Here is a 22,245-nt window from a genome sequence, read left to right on the forward strand (position 1 = left end):
TCGACCCGTTTCCTCTCGAATGTCCTCCGTGCGGAACCCGGTTCCGGCACGGCTGTCGTAGGTGCGCGTGGAAGCGGAGACGGGCCGGGTCGGCCGCGTCCCGCGGGCATCTAGATGCGCAGCACCTGCAACAGGGACAGCGAGGGTCCCTCACGTGGGGGGAGGGCGGACGGGGGCGGTCGGTTGACCGGTCCGGCCGAGCGCGGGGGGTTTCCGGGCCAGCGGACGAACGCCAGGGCGGCCACACCGATCAGGGTGGCGGTGAGGGCGCCCAGGGCCAGGCAGATCGAGGTCGGGTCCAGGTCGGGGAGGGCGGCCGCGTGCTGAACGTCGTCGCTCGCGGTGTGTCCGCCCTCGGAGTCGGACAGGGGGAGCCCGTCGGCGGCCATGACCGGGGCGGGACCCTTGGTCTCGGTGGAGGCGTGCGCCTCGTGTTGGACGTGGCCCAGGGTGTGCATGGCGCCGATACCGAGCAGCAGCGCGGCCAGCAGCAGGAGGCGCACCCAGGCGCGTCCCGTGCTGCTCCGGAGCGGCTCGGACGACATCATGTCCGCCAGGGTACCCGTACCCCGTGAGGGTATGGAGCGTTTCAGGGAGAAAATCGAGGCCTATGGGGCCCGTGTTCCGAGTCTGCCGCCCCGTTCGGCGAGGCGCGCGGCGGGGGTGGGAAAACCCTTCGCGCCGGCCCGGATCGGGTTCTAACCTGGCGTGATGCACGAAGACGAACCCTCCTCGGGCCGGATGCCGGTCGACCTTCGACCGACCCGCGGCCCCGTCGAATACGACGACCTCGTCGAGGTGTGGCGCCAGGCGGTGGTGGCCACCCACGCCTTCCTCACCCCGGAGGACATCGAGGACTACCGGGTCCGGCTCGGTGAACAGTGGCTGCCCGCGGTGGAGCTCCACGTCGCGGTCGACGTAGACGACCGTCCCGTGGGCTTCCTGGGCATGGACGGGCACCGTGTGGAGATGCTGTTCGTGGCCGACCGGGGTCGAGGTCGGGGTGTGGGCACCCGGCTGATCGAGTGGGCGGCGTCCCGCCATCCGGTGCTGGAGCTGGACGTCAACGAGCAGAACCCGGGCGCCCTGGCCTTCTACGAGAGTCGTGGCTTCCGGGTGGTCGGGCGTTCTCCGCTGGACGGGGAGGGACGTCCGTTCCCGCTGCTCCACATGCGCAGGAACGAACAGGGCTGACCCCGGCCCCGGCGCGGGAGGGGCCCGGCGGTCCGAAGACCACCGGGCCCCTTCATACATGGTTCACGACCTAGGGAGTGTGCACCGGAGAGCTCGCGCGGCTCTCGTGGTGCAGTCGGTCCAGGGCGGTCACGTAGTACGTGGTGTCGGCGTCACCGGGGACGTCGAAGGTCGCGGCCCCGTCCTCGTCGGCCCGCACCGTGCCGAGCATCGCGCGCGGGTCCTCGATGCCGCAGCGGGCCCGCTCCCGGTCCGGGGCCCCGTCGAACGCGTACACCGCGTAGTAGGCGGGCTTCTCCCCGGGGCCGGAGGCGATGCTCAGGGTCCCGTCCTCGCCGCCGCTCACCCGAGGAGGAGCGGGGACGGTGCCACCGAGGTCGTCCTTGATCGGGATCAGGGCGGGCGAGGAGTAGTGGTCGGCCACCAGGATCTCGGTGGCCTCCTCGGCGTTGGTCCTCAGTGAGGTGGCGCTGAAGTAGACGTCGCCCTGGACCCCTTCGTGGTCCCGGTTGAAGTCCAGGTGTCGGGAGAGCTCGTTCGGGTCCTCCCAGGCGCCCTCGTTGCCGACCTTGTAGGCGGCCTGCCCGATGTACAGGTGGGTGTCGGTGGTGGAGGCGACCTCCTCCCACCAGGGCACGAGGACCGAGTAGTCGGCCACGGGGAGCCCGATCTCCCAGTAGATCTGCGGGTTGATGTAGTCGAGCCACCCCTCGGTGACCCACTTGCGGCTGTCGGCGTACTGCTGGTCGTAGGACTGGAAGCCGCCGGTGTCGGAGCCCTCCGGGTCGGTGGAGGAGTTGCGCCAGATGCCGAAGGGGCTGATGCCGAACTTCACGTGCGGCTTGACGGCGTTGATCGCCTCGCTCATGTCCCGCACCATGAGGTCGACGTTGTCGCGTCGCCAGTCCTCGATGTCGTCGAAGTCGCCGCCGTGCTCGGCGAAGGCGTCCGCGTCGGGGATCTCCTCGCCCTCCACCGGATAGGGGTAGAAGTAGTCGTCGAAGTGCACGCCGTCGATGTCGTAGTTCTCGACGGAGTCCATCATCGCCCGGATCACGAACTCCCGGACCTCGGGGATGCCGGGGTTGTAGTAGAGCTTGCCGCCGTAGGCGAAGACCCAGTCCGGGTTCTGCCGCGCGGGGTGGTCCTCGACCAGGCGCGCGGGATCGTCGTGCATGGCCACCCGGTAGGGGTTGTACCAGGCGTGGAACTCCAGGTTCCGCTCGTGGGCGGCCTGGACGGCGTACTCCAGCGGGTCGTAGCCGGGATCCCTGCCCTGCTCGCCGGTCAGCCACTCCGACCACGGTTCGTGGGGTGAGGGCCAGAAGGCGTCGGCGGTCGGCCTGACCTGGACGAAGACCGCGTTGAGCCCGTTGGCGACGGCCTCGTCGTAGAGTCCGTCCAGCTCGGCCTTCTGATCCTCGACGCTCATGTTCTGACCGCTGGGCCAGTCGATGTTCTGCACGCCGGCGATCCACTCGGCCCGCATCTGCCGTTTGGGCGGGGCCTTCGGGTCGACCTCGCAGGCGTTCCTCGCCTGCGGAGCCGGGACGGCCGCGGCCTGGGGGACGTGCAGTAGCGAGGCGGTGAGCGCGGCGGCCAGGGCACCGCCGAACAGGGCGGCGCGCGCGGCGCCGCGGGGGAGTGCGGCCGGGGACGGCGCGGTGCGCGGTGCCGGGCGGTTCCGGTTCGAGTACGCCAAGGTTGCTCCTTCAGGCTTCTGTCGTACGGGCGGGGGTCGGAGACGGTCCGACCCGTGTGCGACGTTCAGCTCGGGCTCGGGGCGTGTGCTCCGGAACGTTCCGGTCGGTGTCGTCCCGCTCGTTCTCGCGGTGCCGCCCCACCCGTGAAGGACGAGGTCGGCCGGGTCGCGATCGATCCTCGTCGACCGCGGCCCGACCGTCGCCGGTGCCGGAGAAGGCTCCGAAGAACACTCCCTAGGAGAAAACCTTCATGATTTGCCCACCGAATGCAACACTCCTACGTGAGGTTGCCGGTAATGCGATCAATGGGCTTTTTATGGCGCTTTGTCAGTTTCTGTTGGTGGTTATGTAGGGGGAAATGGGTGTTTTCTGTGTATTTATGGCTGTGGTGTTCTCAAGCCGCACCGATTCCGTTCAGAGCGCTTCGGCGATCCGCGGCACGAGGGAATCCACCGCGAAGGGGACCGAGAGCACGGAGTTGTAGGTGACGGCGCCCCGCTCGTCCAGGCTCGTCGTGACGACGGCGTCGTCGCGCACCACGTCGAGGTCGTCGAACACGGCGACCCCCTCGGTGATGTCGAAGTCCTCGTCGTCGCTCATGACCAGGAGGAGGTCGCCGTCCATCATGTCCACGCGCTCGGTCGACAGCTCGACGAAGAAGCTCTCCCCGGTGTCCTGTTCGGTGATCGCCTCGGGGACCTCGAAGCCGAGCGAGACCAGGAAGCGTCCGCGCGCGTCTCCGGGCAGGTAGGCGCCGTACTTGCCCTCGTAGGGCAGTACCGCCGTACCCTCGAGGCCCTCGAACTCCGGGTGGTCCTCGCGGGTCTGGGACAAGAGCGTGTCGGTGGCCTCGTTGAGGGCGGCGCCCTCCTCGGGTCTGCCGAGCGCGGTCGCGACGATCTCGGTGGCCTCGTCGCGGGGCACGGTGTAGGCGGTCGATCCGGCCGGACGCGCCACCACGGGGGCGATCTGGGAGAGCGTCTCGTAGACGCCCTCGTCGAACCCGGCGGAGACCCCGATGATCAGGTCGGGGGCCAGGTTCGCGATCTGTTCGACGTTGGGCTCGGAGTCGGAGTCGATGCGGGTCAACTCGGCGTCGCCGACCAGGTCGTCGGTCCACGGGCCCAGACCGGACTCGTAGAACGTGTATCCGGTATTGCCCACCGGGACGAGGCCCAGGGCGAGCACCGGGTCGGCGTCGGTCACCCCGAGGGTGACGATCCGCGTGGGCTCCTCCTCGATGACGGTGCTGCCGAACTCGTGCTCGATGGTCACGGGGAAGGTCCCCTCCGACGCGGTACCCGGTGCGTCGGTCTCCTCGGTCCCGCCTCCGTTACCGCAGGCCGTGAGGGTGAGGAGGAGGGCCAGGGCGCCCGCGAGCGCGCGTGGTGAGGAGGACATCGGACTCCGATCATCTGAGGTTAGGCTTGCCTACTCTAGTCATCGGTGTCCGGGCGCCGACGCCCGGATCCCCCTTTCGAACTGCGACGACGTCCCGGGACTCATCCGCCGTCCGGATCGCCGTCGCGTAGAGTCCCCTACCGCGAGTGGGTTCGAGGGCGAGCGTGGCCGGGCGCCGGTCCCACCGGGAGACACCGCGGGTCATCGGGTCCGGGATGGAAAAGACGTTGTGATCCCGGCACGTCCTCCGTGATAGTGGCCGGGACGCCATCCGCATCGACACCTCCCCCCAGGAGCCCCCTCATGTCCACTCTCCGGGTCACCGCCGAGCGACTCACGATCCTGCCGCACCCCGACGCCGACGCCCTGGAACTGGCGAAGGTCGGGCTCTTCCACGCGGTCGTGGCCAAGGGCGCCTACCGGACGGGCGACCGGGCCGTCTACATCCCCGAGGGGGCCCTCCTGCCCGAGGACCTCATCGAGGAGATCGGTCTGACCGGACGGCTCGCGGGGTCGAAACGGAACCGGGTCAAGGCCATCCGGCTCCGAGGCGAGCTCTCCCAGGGCATCGTCTGCCGTCCCGCCGCGCTCGCCGACCGCGACCTGGCGGCCGAGCACGAGGCCGGCACCGACCTCTCCGCCGAACTCGGGATCACCAAGTGGGTCCCGGAGGTGCCCGTGCACCTGAGCGGCGACGTCGTGGCCGCCCCGGATCTCCTCAGGTGGATCGAGATCGAGAACGTCAAGCGCTACCCGGGCGTCTTCGAGCCGGGCGAGCCGGTCGTCGCCACCGAGAAGATCCACGGCACCGCCTGCCTCTACACGCTGCTGGCCGAGAGCGGCGAGGAGTTCGTCTCCTCGAAGGGACACGGTGGCAAGAACCTCGCCCTGGCCCCCGACGACGGGAACCTGTACTGGAGGGCGGTCCGCGCCGCCGAGGTCGGCAAGGCCGCCCGCGCGCTGGCCGAGCGCTTCGGAGCCCGCAGGGTAGGCGTGTTCGGTGAGGTCTTCGGCTCAGGTGTCCAGGACCTGGGCTACGGAGAGACCGGCCGGACCGAGGAGGCGCCGGGGTACGCCGTGTTCGACGTCGCTCTGGACGTGGACGGTCGACGTGTCTGGGTCGACTCCGCCGACCTGGGCGGTCTCCTCGCCGAGGTGGGGCTGCCCGCGGTCCCCGTGCTCCACGAGGGCCCCTACGACGAGGCTCTGCTGATCGCGGCGGCCTCGGGCGCCGAGACCTGGAGCGGGCGCGCCCTGAACATCCGTGAGGGCCTCGTGGTCCGACCGGCCAGGGAACGGTTCTCGAAGGAGCTGGGCGGTCGCGCGATCGCCAAGTTCGTCTCCGACGCCTACCTCACCCGCAAGGGCGGCACCGAGTACGAATGATCCGCGCCGTCTGGGACGGGACCGTCGTGGCCCCGTCCCGGACCGCGGCTCAGGGGCGCTCCTCCTCCAGCGGGGAGGGGCGTTCCGCCGTCTCGATCTCCGGGGCCTCGTCCCGATGGCGCAGGGACAGCAGGGCGCCCAGACCCACGGTGATGGCGCTGCCGATCGCCGTGTACCAGGTGAAACCGACCAATCCCGGGGCGAACAGGAACAGCCAGGCCATGGTCGCCACGGCCACCGTGAAGGCGACGGCGGCGTCGGCCTGGCGGGCCCGGCGCACCCACAGGCCCAGGAAGAACGCCCCCAGCAACCCTCCGTAGGTGATGCTGGCGACCGACAGCCCCAGTTCGACCACCGGGTTGTCGGTGCCGGTGAACATCGCGGCGGCTGCGATGAACACCAGACCCCAGCCCAGGGTGAACAGTCGGCTCAGGCGCAGGGCCTCGCCGTCCGAGAGCGTCCGGCGGGAGAACCGCTGGTACAGGTCGGACATGGAGGAGGACGACAGGGCCGACAGGGACGACGACAGGGTGCTCATCGCGGCGGCGATGATCCCGGCCAACAACAGCCCGGACAGGCCGGGGGGAAGCCCTTCGGCGATGAACACCGGGAAGAGCTCGTCGGAGGTGCTCATCCCGAGCCGTTCGATCGTGGCCCGTTCGAAGTAGGAGTAGAGGGCCAGCCCCACGGTCAGGAACAGCGCGAACTGGGCGAACACCACGACTCCGCTGACGATCACGGCCTTCTGCGCGTCGCGCAGGCTGCGACATCCCAGGAGCCGCTGCACGATGATCTGGTCGGCCCCGTGCGACGCGGTCGATAGCAGGGCCCCGCCCAGGACGGCGGTGACCGTCGCGTAGGGGGAGGAGACGGGGTCGGAGGTGAGGTCGAGGAACCGGGTCTTGCCCTCCTCCGCCGCGACCGACAGGAAGTTCACGTCCAGGTTCACGGTGATGACCACCAGGGCCACGATCCCGCCGAGGACGTAGAGGCCCATCTGGAGCACGTCCACCCACACCACCGCGCGGATCCCGCCGACCAGTGTGTACAGGATGGTCACGGCGCCCATCACCGCGATGATCGCGAAGTAGGAGACGCCGAGACCGAACGAGTCCAGGACGATCTTCATCGGGATGGCGGCGGCGAACAGGCGCACCCCGTCGGCGAGCAGCCGGGTGAACAGGAAGGTGACCGAGGCGGTGGCCTGCATGCCTCGACCGAACCGCAGCCCCAGGTAGGCGTAGGCGGTGGTCATCTCGCCCCGGTAGTAGCGGGGCAGCAGCAGGAAGGCGACCACGATCCGGCCGATCAGGTAGCCCACGGCGACCTGGAGGAAGGTGACGTCGCCCAGGTAGGCGATCCCGGGAACGCTGATCACGGTGAGCGCGCTGGTCTCGGTGGCCACCACGGAGAGGCACACCGCCCACCAGGGCAGTCGCCGATCTCCGATGAAGTAGTCCTTGATGTCGCGTTGGCGACCGGACAGCCTCAGCCCCAACCAGGCCGAGCACAGCAGATAGAGGACGATGACGACGATGTCGATGGTCTGCACCGGGTGGTTCCTCCGGAGGGTCGATGGGGCGGGCTGTGGGCTCCGGGGACGGGGGCCGGGTCCGAGGTCACGTGGAGGTGGGCGACCCGGATCAGGGGGCCGGTTCGACGCGTAGGAGTCGTGGGGGTCGATCGGCCGGTTCGGGGAGCCGGAGCGGCCCGGACCCCGGGGTGAAGGAGCCCGCGATGGCGGAATGGCGGGCCCCGGTGCACGCGGGGAGGGCGGCGGGGAGCCCGTGCGCGCTCAGGAAGCCGATCAGGGCGAACAGGTAGGCCTCCTTGGCGTCGCCGTCCAACCCCAGGGCGTCGATGGTGTCCAGCCGCGCGGGCCCGAGTCGGGCGGCGAGCCGCTCCATCAGGACCGGGTTGCGGGTACCGCCTCCGGAGGCCAGCACCTCGACGACCCCGTGGGGGCGCAGGGCGTCGGCGACGGTGACGGCGGTGAGCTCGACCAGGGTGGCGAGCAGGTCGCCGTCGTCGGGGCGGCCCGTCGCGCGCAGGGCCGCCTCCAGGTGGTCGGGCCCGAACAGCTCCGGACCGGTCGACTTGGGCGGGGCCTGCCGGTAGTAGGGCTCGGCCAGCAGGTGGTCCAGGAGCTCGGGGACGGGGGTGCCGGAGCGGGCGAGCCGCCCATCGACGTCGAGGTCGGCGGCCCCGTCGGTGATCAGCCGCATGGCGGAGTCGAGCAGGGTGTTGGCCGGGCCGGTGTCGAAGGCCAGGGGAACTCGCCCCGGGCGTACGACGGTCACGTTGGCGATCCCGCCGAGGTTGAGCGCGGCGGTGGCCTCGTTCCGATCGCCCAACAGCAGGGTGTCCAGGACGGCGGCCAGCGGGGCGCCCTGGCCGCCCGCGGCGACGTCGGCGGTGCGCGGGTCCGAGAGCACGGGGACCCCGGTGGCCTCGGCGATCCAGGCGGGTCCGCCCATCTGGAGGGTGCCGTGCACGGTGGGCCCCTCGGCCCAGTGGAAGAGCGTCTGCCCGTGCGAGGAGATCAGGTCGGCCCGGCCCTCGGTGAAGGCCTCCATTCCGGCCAGCGCGGCCCTGCCGAACTCGCGCCCGATCAGGGTGTCGAGCCGGCAGACCGTCTCCAGGGTGGTCGACGCCGGAGGCAGGGCCGAACGGAGCTCCCGCCGCAGACCGTCGGGGTAGGGGTGGTCGAGGTGGCCCAGCGGGGTCAACCGGATCAGGTCGCCGTCCAGGGCGAGCCGGGCGGCGGCGACGTCGATCCCGTCCGCCGAGGTGCCGGAGGACACACCGATGACGATCATGCGGCTCCCGGGGCGGGGAGGGGGTGTCGGGGTCCGTCACCCGCCCCTGTCGTGCGCGGACCCACCGTGTGACAGCGATATACCGCGACTCCTCCCGCGTCAACACCCCCTCGCCGTCCTGGTCGGAGCCGTGATGGGACGGTGGCCGGGGCACGGGGGCGTGGTCGTCGCCGGGGAACGGGGGAGGGGGTTCGGACGAACCGGGCGGCCCGGTTTCGGAGGGTGGTACCCGCAGGTCGGGGGCGGTGGGATGACGAGGGTCACAGGATCGCGTGCCGATCCGAATTGCATGTTCATTCATAAGGGTGCATGCTTATTGTCATGTCCAAGGTACTCACTTCCCTTCCCGCCGGCGAGCGCGTCGGAATCGCCTTCTCCGGAGGCCTCGACACCTCGGTCGCGGTCGCGTGGATGCGCGAGAAGGGTGCCGTCCCGTGCACCTACACCGCTCACATCGGCCAGTACGACGAGCCCGACATCGAGTCGGTGCCCGGCCGCGCCTCCGACTACGGCGCGGAGATCGCCCGCCTGGTCGACGGTCGCGCCGCCCTGGTCGAGGAGGGGCTGGCCGCCTTGGCCTGCGGTGCCTTCCACATCCGTTCCGGTGGACGGCCCTACTTCAACACCACCCCCCTCGGCCGCGCCGTCACCGGCACCCTGCTGGTCCGCGCCATGCTGGAGGACGGGGTCCAGATCTGGGGCGACGGCTCCACCTACAAGGGCAACGACATCGAGCGGTTCTACCGTTACGGTCTGCTCGCCAACCCCTCCCTGCGCATCTACAAGCCGTGGCTCGACGCCGACTTCGTCAACGAGCTGGGCGGCCGCAAGGAGATGTCGGAGTGGCTGGCCGAGCGCGACCTGCCCTACCGGGACAGCACGGAGAAGGCCTACTCCACGGACGCCAACATCTGGGGTGCCACCCACGAGGCCAAGGCCCTGGAGCACCTGGACACCGGCATCGAGCTCGTCGACCCGATCATGGGCGTGCGTTTCTGGGACCCCGAGGTCGAGATCGTCCCCGAGGACGTCACCATCGGCTTCGAGCAGGGCCGGCCGGTCACGATCAACGGCAAGACCTTCGCCTCCTCGGTCGACCTGGTCTTGGAGGCCAACGCCATCGGCGGCCGCCACGGTCTGGGCATGTCCGACCAGATCGAGAACCGCATCATCGAGGCCAAGAGCCGCGGCATCTACGAGGCCCCGGGTATGGCGCTGCTGCACGCCGCCTACGAGCGGCTGGTCAACGCCATCCACAACGAGGACACCCTCGCCAGCTACCACAACGACGGTCGGCGTCTCGGCCGGCTCATGTACGAGGGGCGCTGGCTGGAGCCGCAGGCCCTGATGGTGCGCGAGTCGCTCCAGCGCTGGGTGGGCACCGCCGTCACCGGCGAGGTCACCCTGCGGCTGCGTCGGGGCGAGGACTACTCGATCCTCGACACCACAGGCCCCTCGTTCAGCTACCACCCGGACAAGCTGTCCATGGAGCGCACCGAGGACTCCGCCTTCGGTCCGGGCGACCGCATCGGCCAGCTCACCATGCGCAACCTCGACATCGCCGACTCCCGCGCCAAGCTGGAGGACTACTCCCGGCTCGGCATGGTCGGCAGCGAGCACCCGACCTCGATCGGCGCCGCCCAGGCGGCCTCGACCGGTCTCATCGGCGCCATGCCCGAGGGCGGCGCCCAGGAGATCGCCTCCCGCGGCGAGGTCGACGACGCCGAGTGGCTCGACCACGCCGCGATGGAGTCCGGCACGGACTGACCCTCGCGACCACCGCGCCGCCACCGTCCCCGAGGCTTCCGGGGCCGGTGGCGGTCGCATGTCCGGGGTCGGTGAATGTGAGATCCGCCCCCGGGCGCGGCCCTCTCCGCCGGTGGGTTCGAGGGCCCCGAGGGAATGGCGTGCGGGGCCCGGATGTTCGGAAAGCCGGGCCACACGCATGATCCGGGCCGGATCGGGAGAACGATCGGGCATAGGGTGCGCTCGAGGGTCGGGTGATCCGCGCGCCGCCGCCGACGTCGATCACGGTGACAGGGGTGTGGGCAGGCCCGGCGGAACTCTCGCCCCATTAGAATGGAACGATCACATTATTTGAGTTGATCCAGAAAAGACGGAAGGTCCAACGAGTATGCCGACCCCCTCGGACTTCGAGCGGATGTTGCGCGAGTCCGCGCTCCGGGTGACCGGTCCCAGACTGGCCGTCCTCTCCGCCGTGCACGCCCACCCGCACGCGGACACCGATTCGATCATCCGCGTCGTGCGCGAAGAGATCGGCGCCGTGTCCAGCCAGGCCGTCTACGACGTCCTCAAGGCCCTGACAGGCGTGGGTCTGCTGCGCCGCATCCAACCGCAGGGCACGGTGTCCCGCTACGAGACGCGGGTGGGGGACAACCACCACCACGTCGTCTGCCGTTCCTGCGGCGCCATCGCCGACGTCGACTGTAGCGTCGGCCACGCTCCCTGCCTCACCGCCTCCGACGACCACGGGTTCGAGATCGACGAGGCCGAGGTCGTCTACTGGGGCCTGTGCGGCTCCTGCTCCGAGGCGCGCGTCTCCTGAGAGCCCCCTCCCTCGATCCCCAGGGAGTGTTTTTGTGGATGCTTTCGTTGGGCATCGGCGGAGCCGATCCGTGGCGAGCGGCCGCCAGGTGATCTCTCGCCAGACGACGAGCGAAGCTGCCCCTACTGTGCCCCGCTACGCGAGCTCCGCAGGATCGCACAGCGGGGGCCCGCCCGGGTTCGGCTGTCCGAGTGATGTCGGCGCCGCGAGAGGAAGCCTGGCCCCGTGTGAAACACCGCGCGCGTCAGCGCGACCGTTGAGGGTGGTGGCGGGTGACGGCGTGGGAGGAATGATCCAAAAAACAGGACCTAGGGCGCCCTCCATGGGCGTGCCGGCCCTGTGGGGTCCCCTTCGCCGTGCCCACCGCTCTCCTGATCACGTCTCCCGGCCCTCGAGGCAGGGTCCCCGCGGCCCCGGGACGATCCGCTCGAACCGGACACGGTAATCTCGTCTGGCCAGTCGAACTCCACCTCATGGAGCAGGGAACCCGGTGCGAATCCGGGACTGACGCGCAGCGGTGAGGGTGACGGGCGGACGTGTTCCGGGACCGAGGTCCCGGGACGGCCACTGGGCGGGGAGCCCGGGAAGGCGTTCCGCACCGGTCGACCCCGAGTCCGAAGACCTGCTGGCGCTGGCGGTGACGGTCCGCCAGGTTCCCGCGGGCCTCGCGAACGGGCCCCTGATCGAAGGACCCGCATGTCCCCGACCGCCGTGCCCCGAACCCGGCACGACCGCTGCCCCGGAGCCCTGCGCCCCTGGCCCGCCGACGACGGCCTCCTGGTCAGACTCCGCCTCATCGGAGGCCGCGTACCCGCTCCGGCGCTCACCGCCCTGTCCTCGGTGGCCGAGGAGTACGGCGACGGGCGGGTCCACGTCACCGGTCGGGCCAACCTCCAACTGCGCGCCCTGCCCGGACGGGAGGGGAGGCTGGACCCCGAGGCGCTCCGTTCCCTGGAGGCGACCGGACTCCTGCCCTCGCGCACCCACGAACTGGTCCGCAACGTGATGGTCTCCCCGTGCACGGGCACGTCGGGAGGGCGGACCGACCTGCGGCCGGTCGCGGCCGAACTGGACCGGCTGCTGTGCGCGAACCCTCGTCTGGCCTCCCTCCCGGGCCGTTTCCTCTTCGTCCTGGACGACGGCCGCGGCGACCTGCTCGACCGCACCTGTGACCTGGGCCTGACCGCCCTCGACGACCGGTCGGCCCAGCTCCGGGTCGGCGAACACCCGGGCGCGACGGTCCCCCTCGACGAGGCCGCCGGGACGCTGATCCGACTCGCCGAGACCTTCCTCGAACGGCGCGGCTCCGGTCCCACGGCGCCCTGGCACGTCACCGAGCTCTCCTCCCCCCTGGCCGAACCGGCCCCGCCGGATCCCCGGCTGCCGGACCCGGCGCCACCCCTGCCGCACGGCCCGCTCCCGGACGGCGGCCGCCACGTGGCCGTGCCAGAGGAGGGGCTGGACCGTGCCGCGATCACGGAACTCGTGGAGGAGGCCCGCGCGGCCGGCCACGACGCACTCGTCGTCACGCCCCGGCGTGGCGTCCTCATCCCCGGAGGGACACGGTGACCACCCCGAAACGCCCGCCCAGGCGCTACGACTACATCGACGACGGATCCGCGATCTACGTCGACTCGTTCGCGACCATCCGGAGCGAGGCCCGGCTCGACCACCTGCCCGCCGACGCCGAACGGCTCGCGGTGCGCATGATCCACGGCACCGGTCAGGTCGACCTGGCCGAGGACCTGGTCGTCCATCCCGGTCTGGTGTCCGCCGCGCGTGCGGCGCTGCGGGCCGGCGCGCCGATCCTGTGCGACGCCACCATGGTCGCGACCGGGGTGACCAGGAGCCGGCTACCGGCCGACAACGAGGTGCTCTGCCTCCTCGGAGACCCCCGCGTGCCGGCCCTGGCCCGAGAGTGGGGCACCACCCGCAGCGCGGCCGCGGTCTCCCTGTGGGAACCGATGTTGGAGGGCGCGGTCGTCGCCGTCGGCAACGCCCCCACGGCCCTGTTCCACCTGATGGAGATGTTGATCGACGGGGCCCCGAGGCCGAGCGCGATCATCGGCTGCCCGGTCGGGTTCATCGGCGCAGCCGAGTCCAAGCAGGCCCTCACCGAGCTGGCCGAACGGCATGGGATCGACGTCCCCCACGTGGTCGCGCTCGGCCGTCGGGGAGGATCGGCGATGACCGCCTCGGCCCTCAACGCCCTGGCCAAGGAGGAAGAGTGACCGGACGTCTTCGAGGTGTCGGTGTGGGTCCGGGCGACCCCGAACTGATCACCCTCAAAGCGGCCCGCCTCATCGGTGAGGCGGACGTCGTCGCCTACCACGCGGCCTCCGGACGGGGCTCCAACGCCCGCCGGATCGCCGCCGCCCTGATCCCCGAGGGGGCGATCGAGGAGCGGCTCACCTACCCGGTGACCACCGGCGCCACCGACCATCCCGGCGGCTACGAAGGGGCCCTGGCCGACTTCTACGAGGAGTCCGCCGCGCGCCTGGCCGCCCACCTCGACGCCGGCCGGGACGTCGTCCTGCTCTCCGAGGGCGACCCGCTGTTCTACGGCTCGTACATGTACATGCACGACCGGCTCTCCGAACACCACGAGACGGAGATCGTGCCCGGCGTGCCCGCGTTCACGGCGGCCACGGCCACGGCGGCGGCGCCCCTGGCCCGCCAGACCGACGTGCTCACGGTCCTGCCCGGCACCCTGCCCGAACCGGAGTTGGCGCGGCGGCTCGCCGACACCGACGCGGCCGTGATCATGAAGCTGGGCCGGACCTTCCCCGCCGTCCGTCGGGCGTTGGAGGCGGCCGGCCGGTTGGAGCACGCGGTCTACGTCGAGCGTGCCTCGATGGATCGTGAACGCCGTCTCCCGGTGGCCGAGGTCGACCCCGACACGGTGCCCTACTTCTCCCTGATCCTGGTCACCGGGGACAGCCTCAACGGTCGGCGCTCCAGGGACGGCGCCGTGACGGAGGCGCGGACCCCGGAGTCCGCGACGGCCGAGGCCGAACTGCTGGTCGTCGGCCTGGGGCCCGGCCCCGACCACTGGATCACCCCCGAGACCACGGCGGCGCTGGCCGAGGTGGACCACGTGGTGGGCTACGGCCCCTACGTCGACCGGGTCCCCCAGCGCGCGGGCCTGACCCGCCACTCCTCCGGCAACACCGTCGAGATCGACCGCGCGCGTCTGGCCCTGGACCTGGCCCGTCGGGGCGAGCGCGTCGCCGTGGTCTCGGGCGGGGACGCCGGCGTCTTCGGTATGGCCACCGCCGTGTTCGAGGCGGCCCAGGACCCCGTCCACCGGGACGTACCGGTCCGGGTGCTGCCCGGGGTCAGTGCCGTCCAGGCGGTGGCGGCCCGTGCCGGCGCGCCGATCGGTGGGGACTTCGCGGTGATGAGCCTGTCGGATCGGCTCAAGCCCTGGGAGGTGATCGAACGCCGGCTCCGCTCCGTGGCCGAGGCCGACCTGGTGCTGGCCGTGTACAATCCGGCCTCCCGTTCTCGGACCGAGCAGATCGCCCACGCCCGACGGATCCTGTTGGAGCACCGCGACCCCGACACCGTGGTCGTCGTCGGCCGCGACGTCGGTCGGGAGGGAGAGACCCTCCTGACGACCACCTTGAAAGAGCTCGACACCACCACGATCGACATGCGCTGTCTGCTGATCGTGGGCGCCTCCGGGACCCGGGTCGACCCGGCCGGCCGGGTCTGGACCCCCAGGTGGGTGAGGACGTGACCGTCCACTTCGTGGGGGCGGGCCCCGGCGCCGCCGACCTGCTGACGCTGCGCGCCGCCCGCATGCTGGCGGCGGCCGACGTGGTGCTCTACCCCGGCACCTACGTGGACGCGGAGGTCCTCTCCCACTGCGCGTCCGACGTCGAGGCGATCGACACCCAGGGTCTGGACCTGGACCGCATCACCGAACTGTTGGTCGCGGCGCACTCCGGGGACCGCGAGGTCGTGCGGCTCACCTCGGGCGACCCGTCGCTGTACTCCGCGTTGTCCGAGCAGACCCGCCGACTCGACGCCCACGGCGTCCCCTGGGACGTCACCCCGGGGGTGCCCGCCTACGCGGCCGCCTCGGCCCTGGTCGGCCGGGAGCTGACCGTGCCGCTGGTGGCCCAGTCGGTGGTGCTGACCCGGACCCGGGCCCGTTCGACGGCGATGCCGGACACCGAGAGCCTGTCCGCGTTCGCCCGGACGCGGGCCACCCTGGTCCTGCACCTGGCGATCCGCCGCGTCCGGGAACTGATGGTCGAGATCGCCCCCGAGTACGGCGACGACTGCCCGGTGATCGTGGTGCACAAGGTCGGCCATCCGGACGTGTCGGTGCTGCGCGGCACGGTCGCCGACATCGCCGACCTGGTGGAGGGGGCCGGACTCCGGCAGGCGGCCGTGATCCTCGTGGGCCGGGCCCTGGACCCGCGCGGGGGAGGGGAGTCCCACCTCTACGATCCGTGCCGCCCCAGGGTCAAGGGTCGACCGTCAGAGCCCACTGGGTGACCGTGCGCGCGGGCGTCCACCCGGTGAAGGTGCCGACGGGCGCGGCGGTCTCGACCTGGATCCGGGTGAGCTCTCCGCCGTGACGACGGCGGGCGTCCGCGAGCAGGGCCTCGGTCTCCAGGGTCACGCCGTGCACCACGAGCCGGCCGCCCGGCGACAGGGCGTCCAGGCAGGCGTCGAGTACGCCCGGCCGGGTCGCGCCACCGCCGACGAACACCGCGTCGGGCCCGGCGAGATCGCCCAGCGCCTCCGGGGCCCGGCCGGTGACCACCCGGAGACCGGGGACCCCCAGCCGTCCGGCGTTGCGTTCGATCCGCGCCGCCCGGTCGGCGTTCGCCTCCACGGCGTCGGCCGAGCAGGTCGGGTGGGCGCGCATCCACTCGATGCCGATCGATCCGGCCCCCGCGCCCACGTCCCACAGGTGCTGTCCGGGAGAGGGCGCCAATCGGGCCAGGGCCGAGGCGCGCAGGTCCCGTTTGGTGAGCTGGCCGTCGTGTTCGAAGGCGTCATCGGGAAGTCCGGTGGCCAGGCCGTACCCGACCGGTCCGGCGAGTTCGAGGGCGAGCACGTGCAGGGCGGAGACCTTCTCGACGGGGATGGACGCCCATCCTTCGGCCGTGCCCTCCAACCGTGACTCCGAGGGCGCGCCCAGGTCGCCCAGGACCGTCATCCGGCTCTCTCCGTACCCGGCGCCGACCAACATCCCGGCGACCGTCGCGGGCGTGCCCGCGTCGGAGGAGAGCACCAGGACACGACGGCCCGGCGCGAGCCTGCGCAGAAGCGGGCGGGGGTCCCGGCCGACGAGACTCACCACGGCGCACCGTTCGGCGGGCCACCCCATACGGGCGCGGGCCAGGGCGACGGAGGAGACGGCCGGTTCCAGACGTACGGTCTCGGGACCCAGCGCGTCGATCAGGGTGGTGCCGATCCCCGACACCAACGGGTCTCCGGAGGCGAGCGCCACCGTACGGGCCCCGTCGAGGGAGGCCAACAGGTCGGGCAGCCCCTCACGGAGCGGGGAGGGCCAGGGCTCGCGGCGTTGCCCGGGCGTCTCCGGAAGCATGGACAGGTGCCGGTGGCCGCCCAGCACCACCTCCGCCTCCAGAACCAGCGTGCGCAGGCGTTCGGGCAGCCCGGACCAGCCGTCGGCCCCGACACCGACGACGGTGATCCCGACCCCTTCGGCGGGGAGGGGCGTCTCGCCCGGCAGGGCCCGGCCGGGCGCCCGACGGGGAGGGCGCGTGTCGTCCTTCATGGCCCTGACGCTATCGTGGCGGGCAACAGGCGCGAGGTGCCCCTGCCCGCCCGGCCATCGGAAACGGTGGTGACGGCGGGAGGGGAGAATCTGGGAAGCCCGGTGAGATTCCGGCACAGGCCCGCTGCGGTGAACCGAGCCTCCGTGAGGAGGACCCGGCAAGTCCGAAGACCGGCCTCGCGCCCGCCCATGACGTATGGCGAAACGAGCGGGAGCCTCACATGCCATTGCGGTCTTCGCACTTTCCCTTCTCCGCGATCGTCGGTTGCGACACCGAACCCCTCGACGACCTCGGACTCTCCCTGGTCCTGACCAGCGTCTCGCCGGAGATCGGCGGCGTCCTGGTCCGCGGCGAGAAGGGCACCGCCAAGTCCACCGCGGTGCGGGCGCTGGCCTCCCTGCTGCCGCCCATCGACGTCCATCGCGGGGACCGCTTCTCCGTGGACCCGGCCGACCCCGGACAGCACTCGCCCGATGGTCCCTTCGGCCCCGAGACCCCGGTGGAGAGCCGGCCGGTCCGGCTGGTCGAACTCCCCGTCGGCGCCACCGAGGACCGGGTCCTGGGCTCCCTGCACCTGGAGCAGGCGCTCACCCGAGGACAGGTCGCCTACGAACCCGGACTACTGGCCCGAGCCCACCGCGGGCTGCTCTACGTCGACGAGGTCAACCTCCTCCACGACCACCTGGTCGACCTCCTGCTGGACGCGGCGGCCACCGGCCGGGTGACCGTCGAACGCGACGGCTTCTCCGTGGAGCACACGGCCCGCTTCCTGCTCATCGGCACGATGAACCCGGAGGAGGGCGAGCTGCGCCCGCAGCTCCTCGACCGCTTCGGGCTCACCGTGGAGATCGCCGCGCCGACCGAGCCCCGTGCCCGCGCCGAGGTGGTCCGACGCCGGATGGCCTACGACACCGACCCGGCCGGCTTCGCCGAGCGCTACCGCGAGACCGAGCGGGCCCTGTCCGCGCGTATCGCCGAGGCGCGCGACGCCCTGGACCGGGTCCGGCTGTCCGAGGCGGCGCTGCTCAAGATCGCCGAGGTGTGCGCCGCCTTCGAGGTCGACGGTCTGCGCGCCGACATCGTCACCGCCCGCACGGCGGTCGCGCACGCCGCCTGGGAGGGGCGGACCGAGGTGACCCGCGCCGACATCCGCCGCGCCGCCACCCTCGCCCTGCCGCACCGGCGCAGGCGCAACCCCTTCGACGCCCCGGGGCTGGACGAGGAGCTCCTCGATCGGGTCCTGGGCGAGGAGGAGCTCCCGCCCGATCCGCCGGAACCCTCGGGCCCGGACGGCGGCGACGACCCCGTCGACACCCCGCCCGAGGGCGACGGCGCACCGGACGCCGAAGGCCCCGAACCCACCGAGGGCCCGGCCGACGGACCGATCGGTGAGGAGACCGGCCCGGAGCCGGAGACGATCCCGGAGCCCGCTCCGCACGAACCCGTGGGCGAGGACCGCCCCGACTCCGAGCCCCGGCCGTCCACCGCCCCGCTCCCCACGGCCAAGGCGGCCGCCCCCTACCGCCCCCGTACGTTCACCGTGCGGGGGACCGGAGAGGGCGCCGACGGTCGACGCAGCCGCGCCATCGGAACCCGGGGCCGCAGGGTCGGCGCCTCCCGCCCCGGCCCGGGCCGGGGCTCCTCGCTCCACCTGGTGGAGACCGTGCGGGCCGCCGCCTCACGACCGGGCGAGGGGGAGCGGATCCGGCTGCGTCCGGAGGACCTGCGCGTCGCGATCCGGGAGGGCCGGGAGAGCAACCTGGTCCTGTTCTGCGTCGACGCCTCCGGCTCCATGGCCGCGCGCAAACGCATGACCGAGGTCAAGACCGCGATCCTCTCGCTCCTGCTGGACGCCTACCGCAGACGCGACAAGGTCGGCCTGATCACCTTCCGGGGGAGCACGGCCGAACTCACGCTGCCGCCCACCCGTTCGGTGGACGTGGCCGCCGTCCGTCTCGACGAGATGCCCGCCGGCGGCCGCACCCCGCTCGCCGAGGGGCTGCTGGAGGCCGCCCGGGTGGTCCGACGGGAACGCCTGCGCGACGCGCGCCTGCGTCCGCTCCTGGTCGTGGTCACCGACGGCCGGGCCACCGGGGGACGGGGCGCCGTCGGCCGTGCCCTGGACGCCGCCGACCACGTCGCCGGACTCGGGGTCACCACGGTCGTGGTGGACAGCGAGTCCGGTCCCCTGCGTCTGGGGCTGGCCGCCACCCTCGCCGCTCGCCTGGACGCCGACCATCTGCCCGTCGGCGAGGTCGACGCCGACGCCCTGAGCGACGCCGTACGAGAAAGGGCCGCCTGATGCCCCAGGGACAGCCGTCCGTCGTCCCCGACGACGGACTCACCACACGCCAACGCCGCAACCTTCCGCTCCTGGCCGTCCACACCGGTGACGGCAAGGGCAAGTCGACGGCCGCGTTCGGTCTGGCCCTGCGCGGCTGGAACCAGGGCTGGCGGATCGGGGTGTTCCAGTTCGTCAAGTCGGCGAAGTGGCGCATCGGCGAGCAGACCGTCCTGGAACGCCTGGGCCGGCTCCACGAGGAGACCGGCGAGGGCGGCCCGGTCGAATGGCACAAGATGGGCTCCGGCTGGTCCTGGATCCGCCACCGCGACGGGGCCGAGGACCACGCGGCCGCCGCCGCGCAGGGGTGGGAGGAGATCAAGCGCAGACTCACCGAGCAGACGCACGACCTGCTCATCCTCGACGAGTTCACCTACCCGATCGCCTGGGGGTGGGTCGACGTCGAGGACGTCGTCGCCGCCCTGGAGAGCCGTCCCGGACGCCAGCACGTGGTGATCACCGGCCGTCGGGCCGACCCGCGTCTACTGGAGGCCGCCGATCTGGTCACCGAGATGACCAAGGTCAAGCACCCGATGGACGCCGGCCGGAAGGGCCAACGAGGGATCGAATGGTGACGTCCCCCCTCCGCCCGGAGGGGACCGCCCCGCCCCGGTTGATGATCGCCGCGCCCATGACGGGGCAGGGCAAGACCACGATCGCGACCGGGCTGATGGCGGCGCTCCGGGCCGCCGGTCACACGGTGAGCGGGCACAAGGTCGGGCCCGACTACATCGATCCCGGTTACCACGCCCTGGGCACCGGACGGCCCGGCCGCAACCTCGACCCCCACCTGGTGGGCGAGGAGCGGGTGGCGCCGCTGCTCCTGCACGGGGCGCGCGGCGCCGACATCGCCGTCGTCGAAGGCGTGATGGGGCTGCACGACGGACGGATCGGCACCGACGGGTTCGCCTCCTCCGCGCACGTGGCGGCCCTGACCGCGACCCCCGTGGTGCTGGTCGTGGACGTGTCCCGCATGTCGCGTTCGGCGGGGGCCCTGGTGGCGGGGATGGTCGCCTACGATCCCGCGGTCGAGGTCGTCGGGGTCATCCTGAACAAGGCCGGGTCGGCCCGCAACGTCGCCGAGATCGCCCGGGCCATGCCTATCCCTGTCCTGGGGGTGGTCTCCCGCGACGAGGAGATCGCCGCGCCCTCCCGCCACCTGGGGCTGGTCCCGGCGGCCGAACGGGCCGAGTCGGCCCGCGCCGTCGAACGGCTCGGCGAGCGCGTCGCGCGCGACGTCGACCTGGACGCGCTGGTGGAGCTGGCCCGTTCCGCCCCGGCCCTGGACGCCCGCCCCTGGGATCCCGCCGACGAACCGGGGATCGCCGCCGCCGACGGTTCGCGGCCGGTGATCGCGGTGGCCGGCGGCCGGGCCTTCACCTTCCGCTACCCGGAGACGGAGGAGTTGCTCACCGCCGCCGGATGCGAGGTCGTGGCCTTCGATCCGCTCGTGGACACCGCGCTGCCCTCCGGGACCCGGGGCCTCTACCTCGGCGGCGGCTTCCCCGAGGTGTACGCGGGTCGGCTCGCCGCCAACCGGGCCCTGCTGACCGAGTTGCGCGACGCCGTCCGCTCCGGGGTGCCCACCGTCGCCGAGTGCGCCGGCATGCTCTATCTGGCCGGGTCGCTCGACGACAGGGCCATGGCCGGGGTCCTTCCCGCGCACGCCCGGATGACGGAGCGGCTCACCCTGCGCTATCCGGTGGCGACCGCGCCCGGAGACACGCTGCTCACCCGCGCGGGCGAGAGCGCCACCGGTCACGAGTTCCACCGCACCCGCATGAGCCCCGGAGCCTGCGCCGAACGCCCGGCCTGGGTCGTCGATGGAGCTCCGGAGGGCTTCGCCTCCGACACGCTGCACGCCTCCTACCTGCACCTCCACTGGGCCGGCCGTCCTCGCTTCGCGGCACGTCTGGCCGACGCCGCGCGCGCGACCCCGCCCCCCGCGCCCGCCTCCGTCCCGGCACCCGACCTCGTGTCCCTGAAGGCGGAGGCGGTGGCGGAACCCGTCGCCGACCCGCTCCGCCATCACGGTGACGTCGAGGTGGGCGAGGGGATGCTGGACCTCGCCGTCAACGTCCATCCGGGGCGGCGTCCCGTGTGGCTCGACCGAGCCCTCGCCGAGAGCCTGCGCGAGATCGACGCCTACCCCGACCCCGCACCGGCCCGGGCCGCGATCGCCCGCCGTCACGGGCGCGGGGTCGACGAGGTGCTGCCCACCGCCGGAGCGGCCGAGGCGTTCACCCTGATCGCGCGGCTCCGTTCCTGGCGGCGGCCGGTCGTGGTCCACCCCCAGTTCACCGAACCGCACGCCGCGCTCGAACAGGCCGGACACGCCGTCACGAGCGTGCTCTGCCCGGCCGAGAACGGTTTCGTCCTCGACCCGGACGCCGTCCCCGACGACGCGGACCTGGTGGTCGTGGGCAACCCCACCAACCCCACCGGAGTTCTCCACCCCGCCCGTGACCTGCGTCGACTCTGCCGCCCCGGGCGATTGGTCGTCGTCGACGAGGCGTTCATGGACGCGGTGCCGGGGGAGCCGGAGAGCCTGGTCGAGGAGCGGTTCGAAGGGCTGGTGGTGTTGCGCAGTCTCACCAAACACTGGTCGATCCCCGGGATCAGGGCCGGATACCTCGTCGGCGACTCCGAGGCCGTGCGCGGGCTGGAACGGGCGAGCACGCCCTGGTCGGTGTCCACCCCCGCGATCGCGGCCATGATCGCCTGTACCTCGGAGGAGGCGGTCCCCGAGGCGGAGCGCCGCGCCCGTGAACTCGACGGATGGCGCTCCCATCTCGAAGCCGGGCTGCGCGAGGCCGGGGCGGGGTTCGTCCCCTCACGGGCTCCGTTCGTCCTCGTGCGGGCCGGGGAAGGGGCGCACGCGCGCCTGCGCGCCCAGGGGATCGCGGCGCGCAGGGCCGACACCTTCCCGGGGCTGGACCCCTCCTGGATCCGGGTGGCCGTACGCCCGCCGGAGATCACGCGTCGTTTGACGGCCGCCCTGGCCGGCCTCGTCCCGGACACCGCCCCTTCGGCCTGATCCGGGACGGGCCGGTCGCGTTCACCCCGTTCT

At 72.2% G+C, this 22,245-nt stretch carries 17 protein-coding genes and 2 riboswitches; of the genes, 11 read left to right on the forward strand and 6 right to left on the reverse strand.

From position 1 onward, the window contains the following. Positions 1–110: 110 nt before the first annotated feature. Positions 111–548, reverse strand: a complete 438-nt coding sequence (locus D451_RS0105405; protein ID WP_026124845.1) for a DUF6153 family protein — start codon at positions 546–548, stop codon at positions 111–113. Positions 549–711: 163 nt separating this feature from the next. On the opposite strand from D451_RS0105405, the gene D451_RS0105410 reads away from it, so the two are divergent. Beyond that, entirely contained in the window at positions 712–1,194 is a 483-nt protein-coding gene (locus D451_RS0105410; protein ID WP_017533688.1) for an acetyltransferase, read from the forward strand. A gap of 70 nt (positions 1,195–1,264) precedes the next feature. Here the strand turns inward: D451_RS0105410 and D451_RS0105415 are convergent, their stop codons facing one another. Continuing rightward, positions 1,265–2,896, reverse strand: coding sequence for a glycoside hydrolase family 10 protein (locus D451_RS0105415; RefSeq protein WP_017533689.1), 1,632 nt, complete (start codon positions 2,894–2,896; stop codon positions 1,265–1,267). A gap of 415 nt (positions 2,897–3,311) precedes the next feature. Beyond that, complete coding sequence (locus tag D451_RS0105420; protein ID WP_017533690.1) at positions 3,312–4,298, reverse strand: iron-siderophore ABC transporter substrate-binding protein; 987 nt, start codon at positions 4,296–4,298, stop codon at positions 3,312–3,314. Between the two features lie 303 nt (positions 4,299–4,601). On the opposite strand from D451_RS0105420, the gene D451_RS0105425 reads away from it, so the two are divergent. Beyond that, a complete protein-coding gene (locus tag D451_RS0105425) occupies positions 4,602–5,684 on the forward strand; it encodes an RNA ligase (ATP) (protein WP_017533691.1) in 1,083 nt (360 codons plus the stop codon). A 49-nt stretch (positions 5,685–5,733) separates the two neighbouring features. On the opposite strand, the gene D451_RS0105430 is transcribed toward D451_RS0105425, so the two are convergent. Together D451_RS0105430 and D451_RS0105435 are read right to left on the reverse strand one after the other, a co-directional pair. Continuing rightward, on the reverse strand, positions 5,734–7,236 hold the full coding sequence (locus tag D451_RS0105430; protein ID WP_017533692.1) for a sodium:solute symporter: 1,503 nt from the start codon (positions 7,234–7,236) through the stop codon (positions 5,734–5,736). A 91-nt stretch (positions 7,237–7,327) separates the two neighbouring features. Beyond that, on the reverse strand, positions 7,328–8,503 hold the full coding sequence (locus tag D451_RS0105435; RefSeq protein ID WP_017533693.1) for an anhydro-N-acetylmuramic acid kinase: 1,176 nt from the start codon (positions 8,501–8,503) through the stop codon (positions 7,328–7,330). Between the two features lie 321 nt (positions 8,504–8,824). Here D451_RS0105435 and argG point away from each other — a divergent pair, with 321 nt between their 5' ends. The 6 genes from argG to D451_RS0105465 all read left to right on the forward strand — a co-directional run bounded on the left by argG (position 8,825) and on the right by D451_RS0105465 (position 15,578). Next, positions 8,825–10,270 (forward strand): argininosuccinate synthase, encoded by a 1,446-nt coding sequence (gene argG / locus D451_RS0105440; protein ID WP_014913159.1) that lies wholly within the window; start codon positions 8,825–8,827, stop codon positions 10,268–10,270. Between the two features lie 367 nt (positions 10,271–10,637). Then, a complete protein-coding gene (locus D451_RS0105445) occupies positions 10,638–11,069 on the forward strand; it encodes a Fur family transcriptional regulator (protein WP_014910190.1) in 432 nt (143 codons plus the stop codon). A gap of 440 nt (positions 11,070–11,509) precedes the next feature. Further along, positions 11,510–11,713, forward strand: a riboswitch (cobalamin riboswitch). A 52-nt stretch (positions 11,714–11,765) separates the two neighbouring features. Beyond that, the gene (locus tag D451_RS0105450) at positions 11,766–12,638 is read left to right on the forward strand and encodes a nitrite reductase (RefSeq protein ID WP_017533694.1); all 873 of its coding nucleotides are present in this window, start codon (positions 11,766–11,768) and stop codon (positions 12,636–12,638) included. Further along, on the forward strand, positions 12,635–13,300 hold the full coding sequence (locus D451_RS0105455; RefSeq protein ID WP_017533695.1) for a precorrin-8X methylmutase: 666 nt from the start codon (positions 12,635–12,637) through the stop codon (positions 13,298–13,300). The genes D451_RS0105450 and D451_RS0105455 overlap by 4 nt, the downstream gene beginning before the upstream one ends. Next, positions 13,297–14,811 (forward strand): precorrin-2 C(20)-methyltransferase, encoded by a 1,515-nt coding sequence (locus D451_RS0105460; protein WP_017533696.1) that lies wholly within the window; start codon positions 13,297–13,299, stop codon positions 14,809–14,811. The genes D451_RS0105455 and D451_RS0105460 overlap by 4 nt, the downstream gene beginning before the upstream one ends. Continuing rightward, positions 14,796–15,578, forward strand: coding sequence for a cobalt-precorrin-4/precorrin-4 C(11)-methyltransferase (locus tag D451_RS0105465; protein ID WP_017533697.1), 783 nt, complete (start codon positions 14,796–14,798; stop codon positions 15,576–15,578). Before D451_RS0105460 ends, D451_RS0105465 begins: the two co-directional genes overlap by 16 nt. Here the strand turns inward: D451_RS0105465 and D451_RS0105470 are convergent. Beyond that, positions 15,547–16,833, reverse strand: a complete 1,287-nt coding sequence (locus tag D451_RS0105470; protein ID WP_017533698.1) for a bifunctional cobalt-precorrin-7 (C(5))-methyltransferase/cobalt-precorrin-6B (C(15))-methyltransferase — start codon at positions 16,831–16,833, stop codon at positions 15,547–15,549. The genes D451_RS0105465 and D451_RS0105470 overlap by 32 nt on opposite strands. 55 nt (positions 16,834–16,888) lie before the next feature. Next, positions 16,889–17,027: riboswitch (cobalamin riboswitch) on the forward strand. A 33-nt stretch (positions 17,028–17,060) separates the two neighbouring features. On the opposite strand from D451_RS0105470, the gene D451_RS0105475 reads away from it, so the two are divergent. Genes D451_RS0105475 through D451_RS0105485 form a run of 3 tightly spaced genes read left to right on the forward strand, consistent with a single transcriptional unit; the run spans position 17,061 to position 22,212 of the window. Next, the gene (locus D451_RS0105475; RefSeq protein WP_017533699.1) at positions 17,061–19,136 is read left to right on the forward strand and encodes a VWA domain-containing protein; all 2,076 of its coding nucleotides are present in this window, start codon (positions 17,061–17,063) and stop codon (positions 19,134–19,136) included. Continuing rightward, entirely contained in the window at positions 19,136–19,750 is a 615-nt protein-coding gene (gene cobO / locus D451_RS0105480) for a cob(I)yrinic acid a,c-diamide adenosyltransferase (protein WP_014910662.1), read from the forward strand. The genes D451_RS0105475 and cobO overlap by 1 nt, the downstream gene beginning before the upstream one ends. Then, the gene (locus D451_RS0105485; RefSeq protein ID WP_017533700.1) at positions 19,744–22,212 is read left to right on the forward strand and encodes a cobyrinate a,c-diamide synthase; all 2,469 of its coding nucleotides are present in this window, start codon (positions 19,744–19,746) and stop codon (positions 22,210–22,212) included. Before cobO ends, D451_RS0105485 begins: the two co-directional genes overlap by 7 nt. Positions 22,213–22,245: the final 33 nt, after the last annotated feature.

This window comes from Nocardiopsis alba DSM 43377, from assembly GCF_000341225.1.
GTDB lineage: Bacteria > Actinomycetota > Actinomycetes > Streptosporangiales > Streptosporangiaceae > Nocardiopsis > Nocardiopsis alba.

What these genes read in the sequence shown, in the direction of transcription:
- D451_RS0105435 (WP_017533693.1), bottom strand. Translation starts at nt 8,503, where the DNA reads ATGATCGTCATCGGTGTGTCCTCCGGCACCTCGGCGGACGGGATCGAC.
- D451_RS0105445 (WP_014910190.1), top strand. Translation starts at nt 10,638, where the DNA reads ATGCCGACCCCCTCGGACTTCGAGCGGATGTTGCGCGAGTCCGCGCTC.
- D451_RS0105420 (WP_017533690.1), bottom strand. Translation starts at nt 4,298, where the DNA reads ATGTCCTCCTCACCACGCGCGCTCGCGGGCGCCCTGGCCCTCCTCCTC.
- D451_RS0105470 (WP_017533698.1), bottom strand. Translation starts at nt 16,833, where the DNA reads ATGAAGGACGACACGCGCCCTCCCCGTCGGGCGCCCGGCCGGGCCCTG.
- cobO (WP_014910662.1), top strand. Translation starts at nt 19,136, where the DNA reads ATGCCCCAGGGACAGCCGTCCGTCGTCCCCGACGACGGACTCACCACA.
- D451_RS0105405 (WP_026124845.1), bottom strand. Translation starts at nt 548, where the DNA reads ATGATGTCGTCCGAGCCGCTCCGGAGCAGCACGGGACGCGCCTGGGTG.
- D451_RS0105450 (WP_017533694.1), top strand. Translation starts at nt 11,766, where the DNA reads ATGTCCCCGACCGCCGTGCCCCGAACCCGGCACGACCGCTGCCCCGGA.
- D451_RS0105425 (WP_017533691.1), top strand. Translation starts at nt 4,602, where the DNA reads ATGTCCACTCTCCGGGTCACCGCCGAGCGACTCACGATCCTGCCGCAC.
- D451_RS0105410 (WP_017533688.1), top strand. Translation starts at nt 712, where the DNA reads ATGCACGAAGACGAACCCTCCTCGGGCCGGATGCCGGTCGACCTTCGA.
- D451_RS0105485 (WP_017533700.1), top strand. Translation starts at nt 19,744, where the DNA reads ATGGTGACGTCCCCCCTCCGCCCGGAGGGGACCGCCCCGCCCCGGTTG.
- argG (WP_014913159.1), top strand. Translation starts at nt 8,825, where the DNA reads ATGTCCAAGGTACTCACTTCCCTTCCCGCCGGCGAGCGCGTCGGAATC.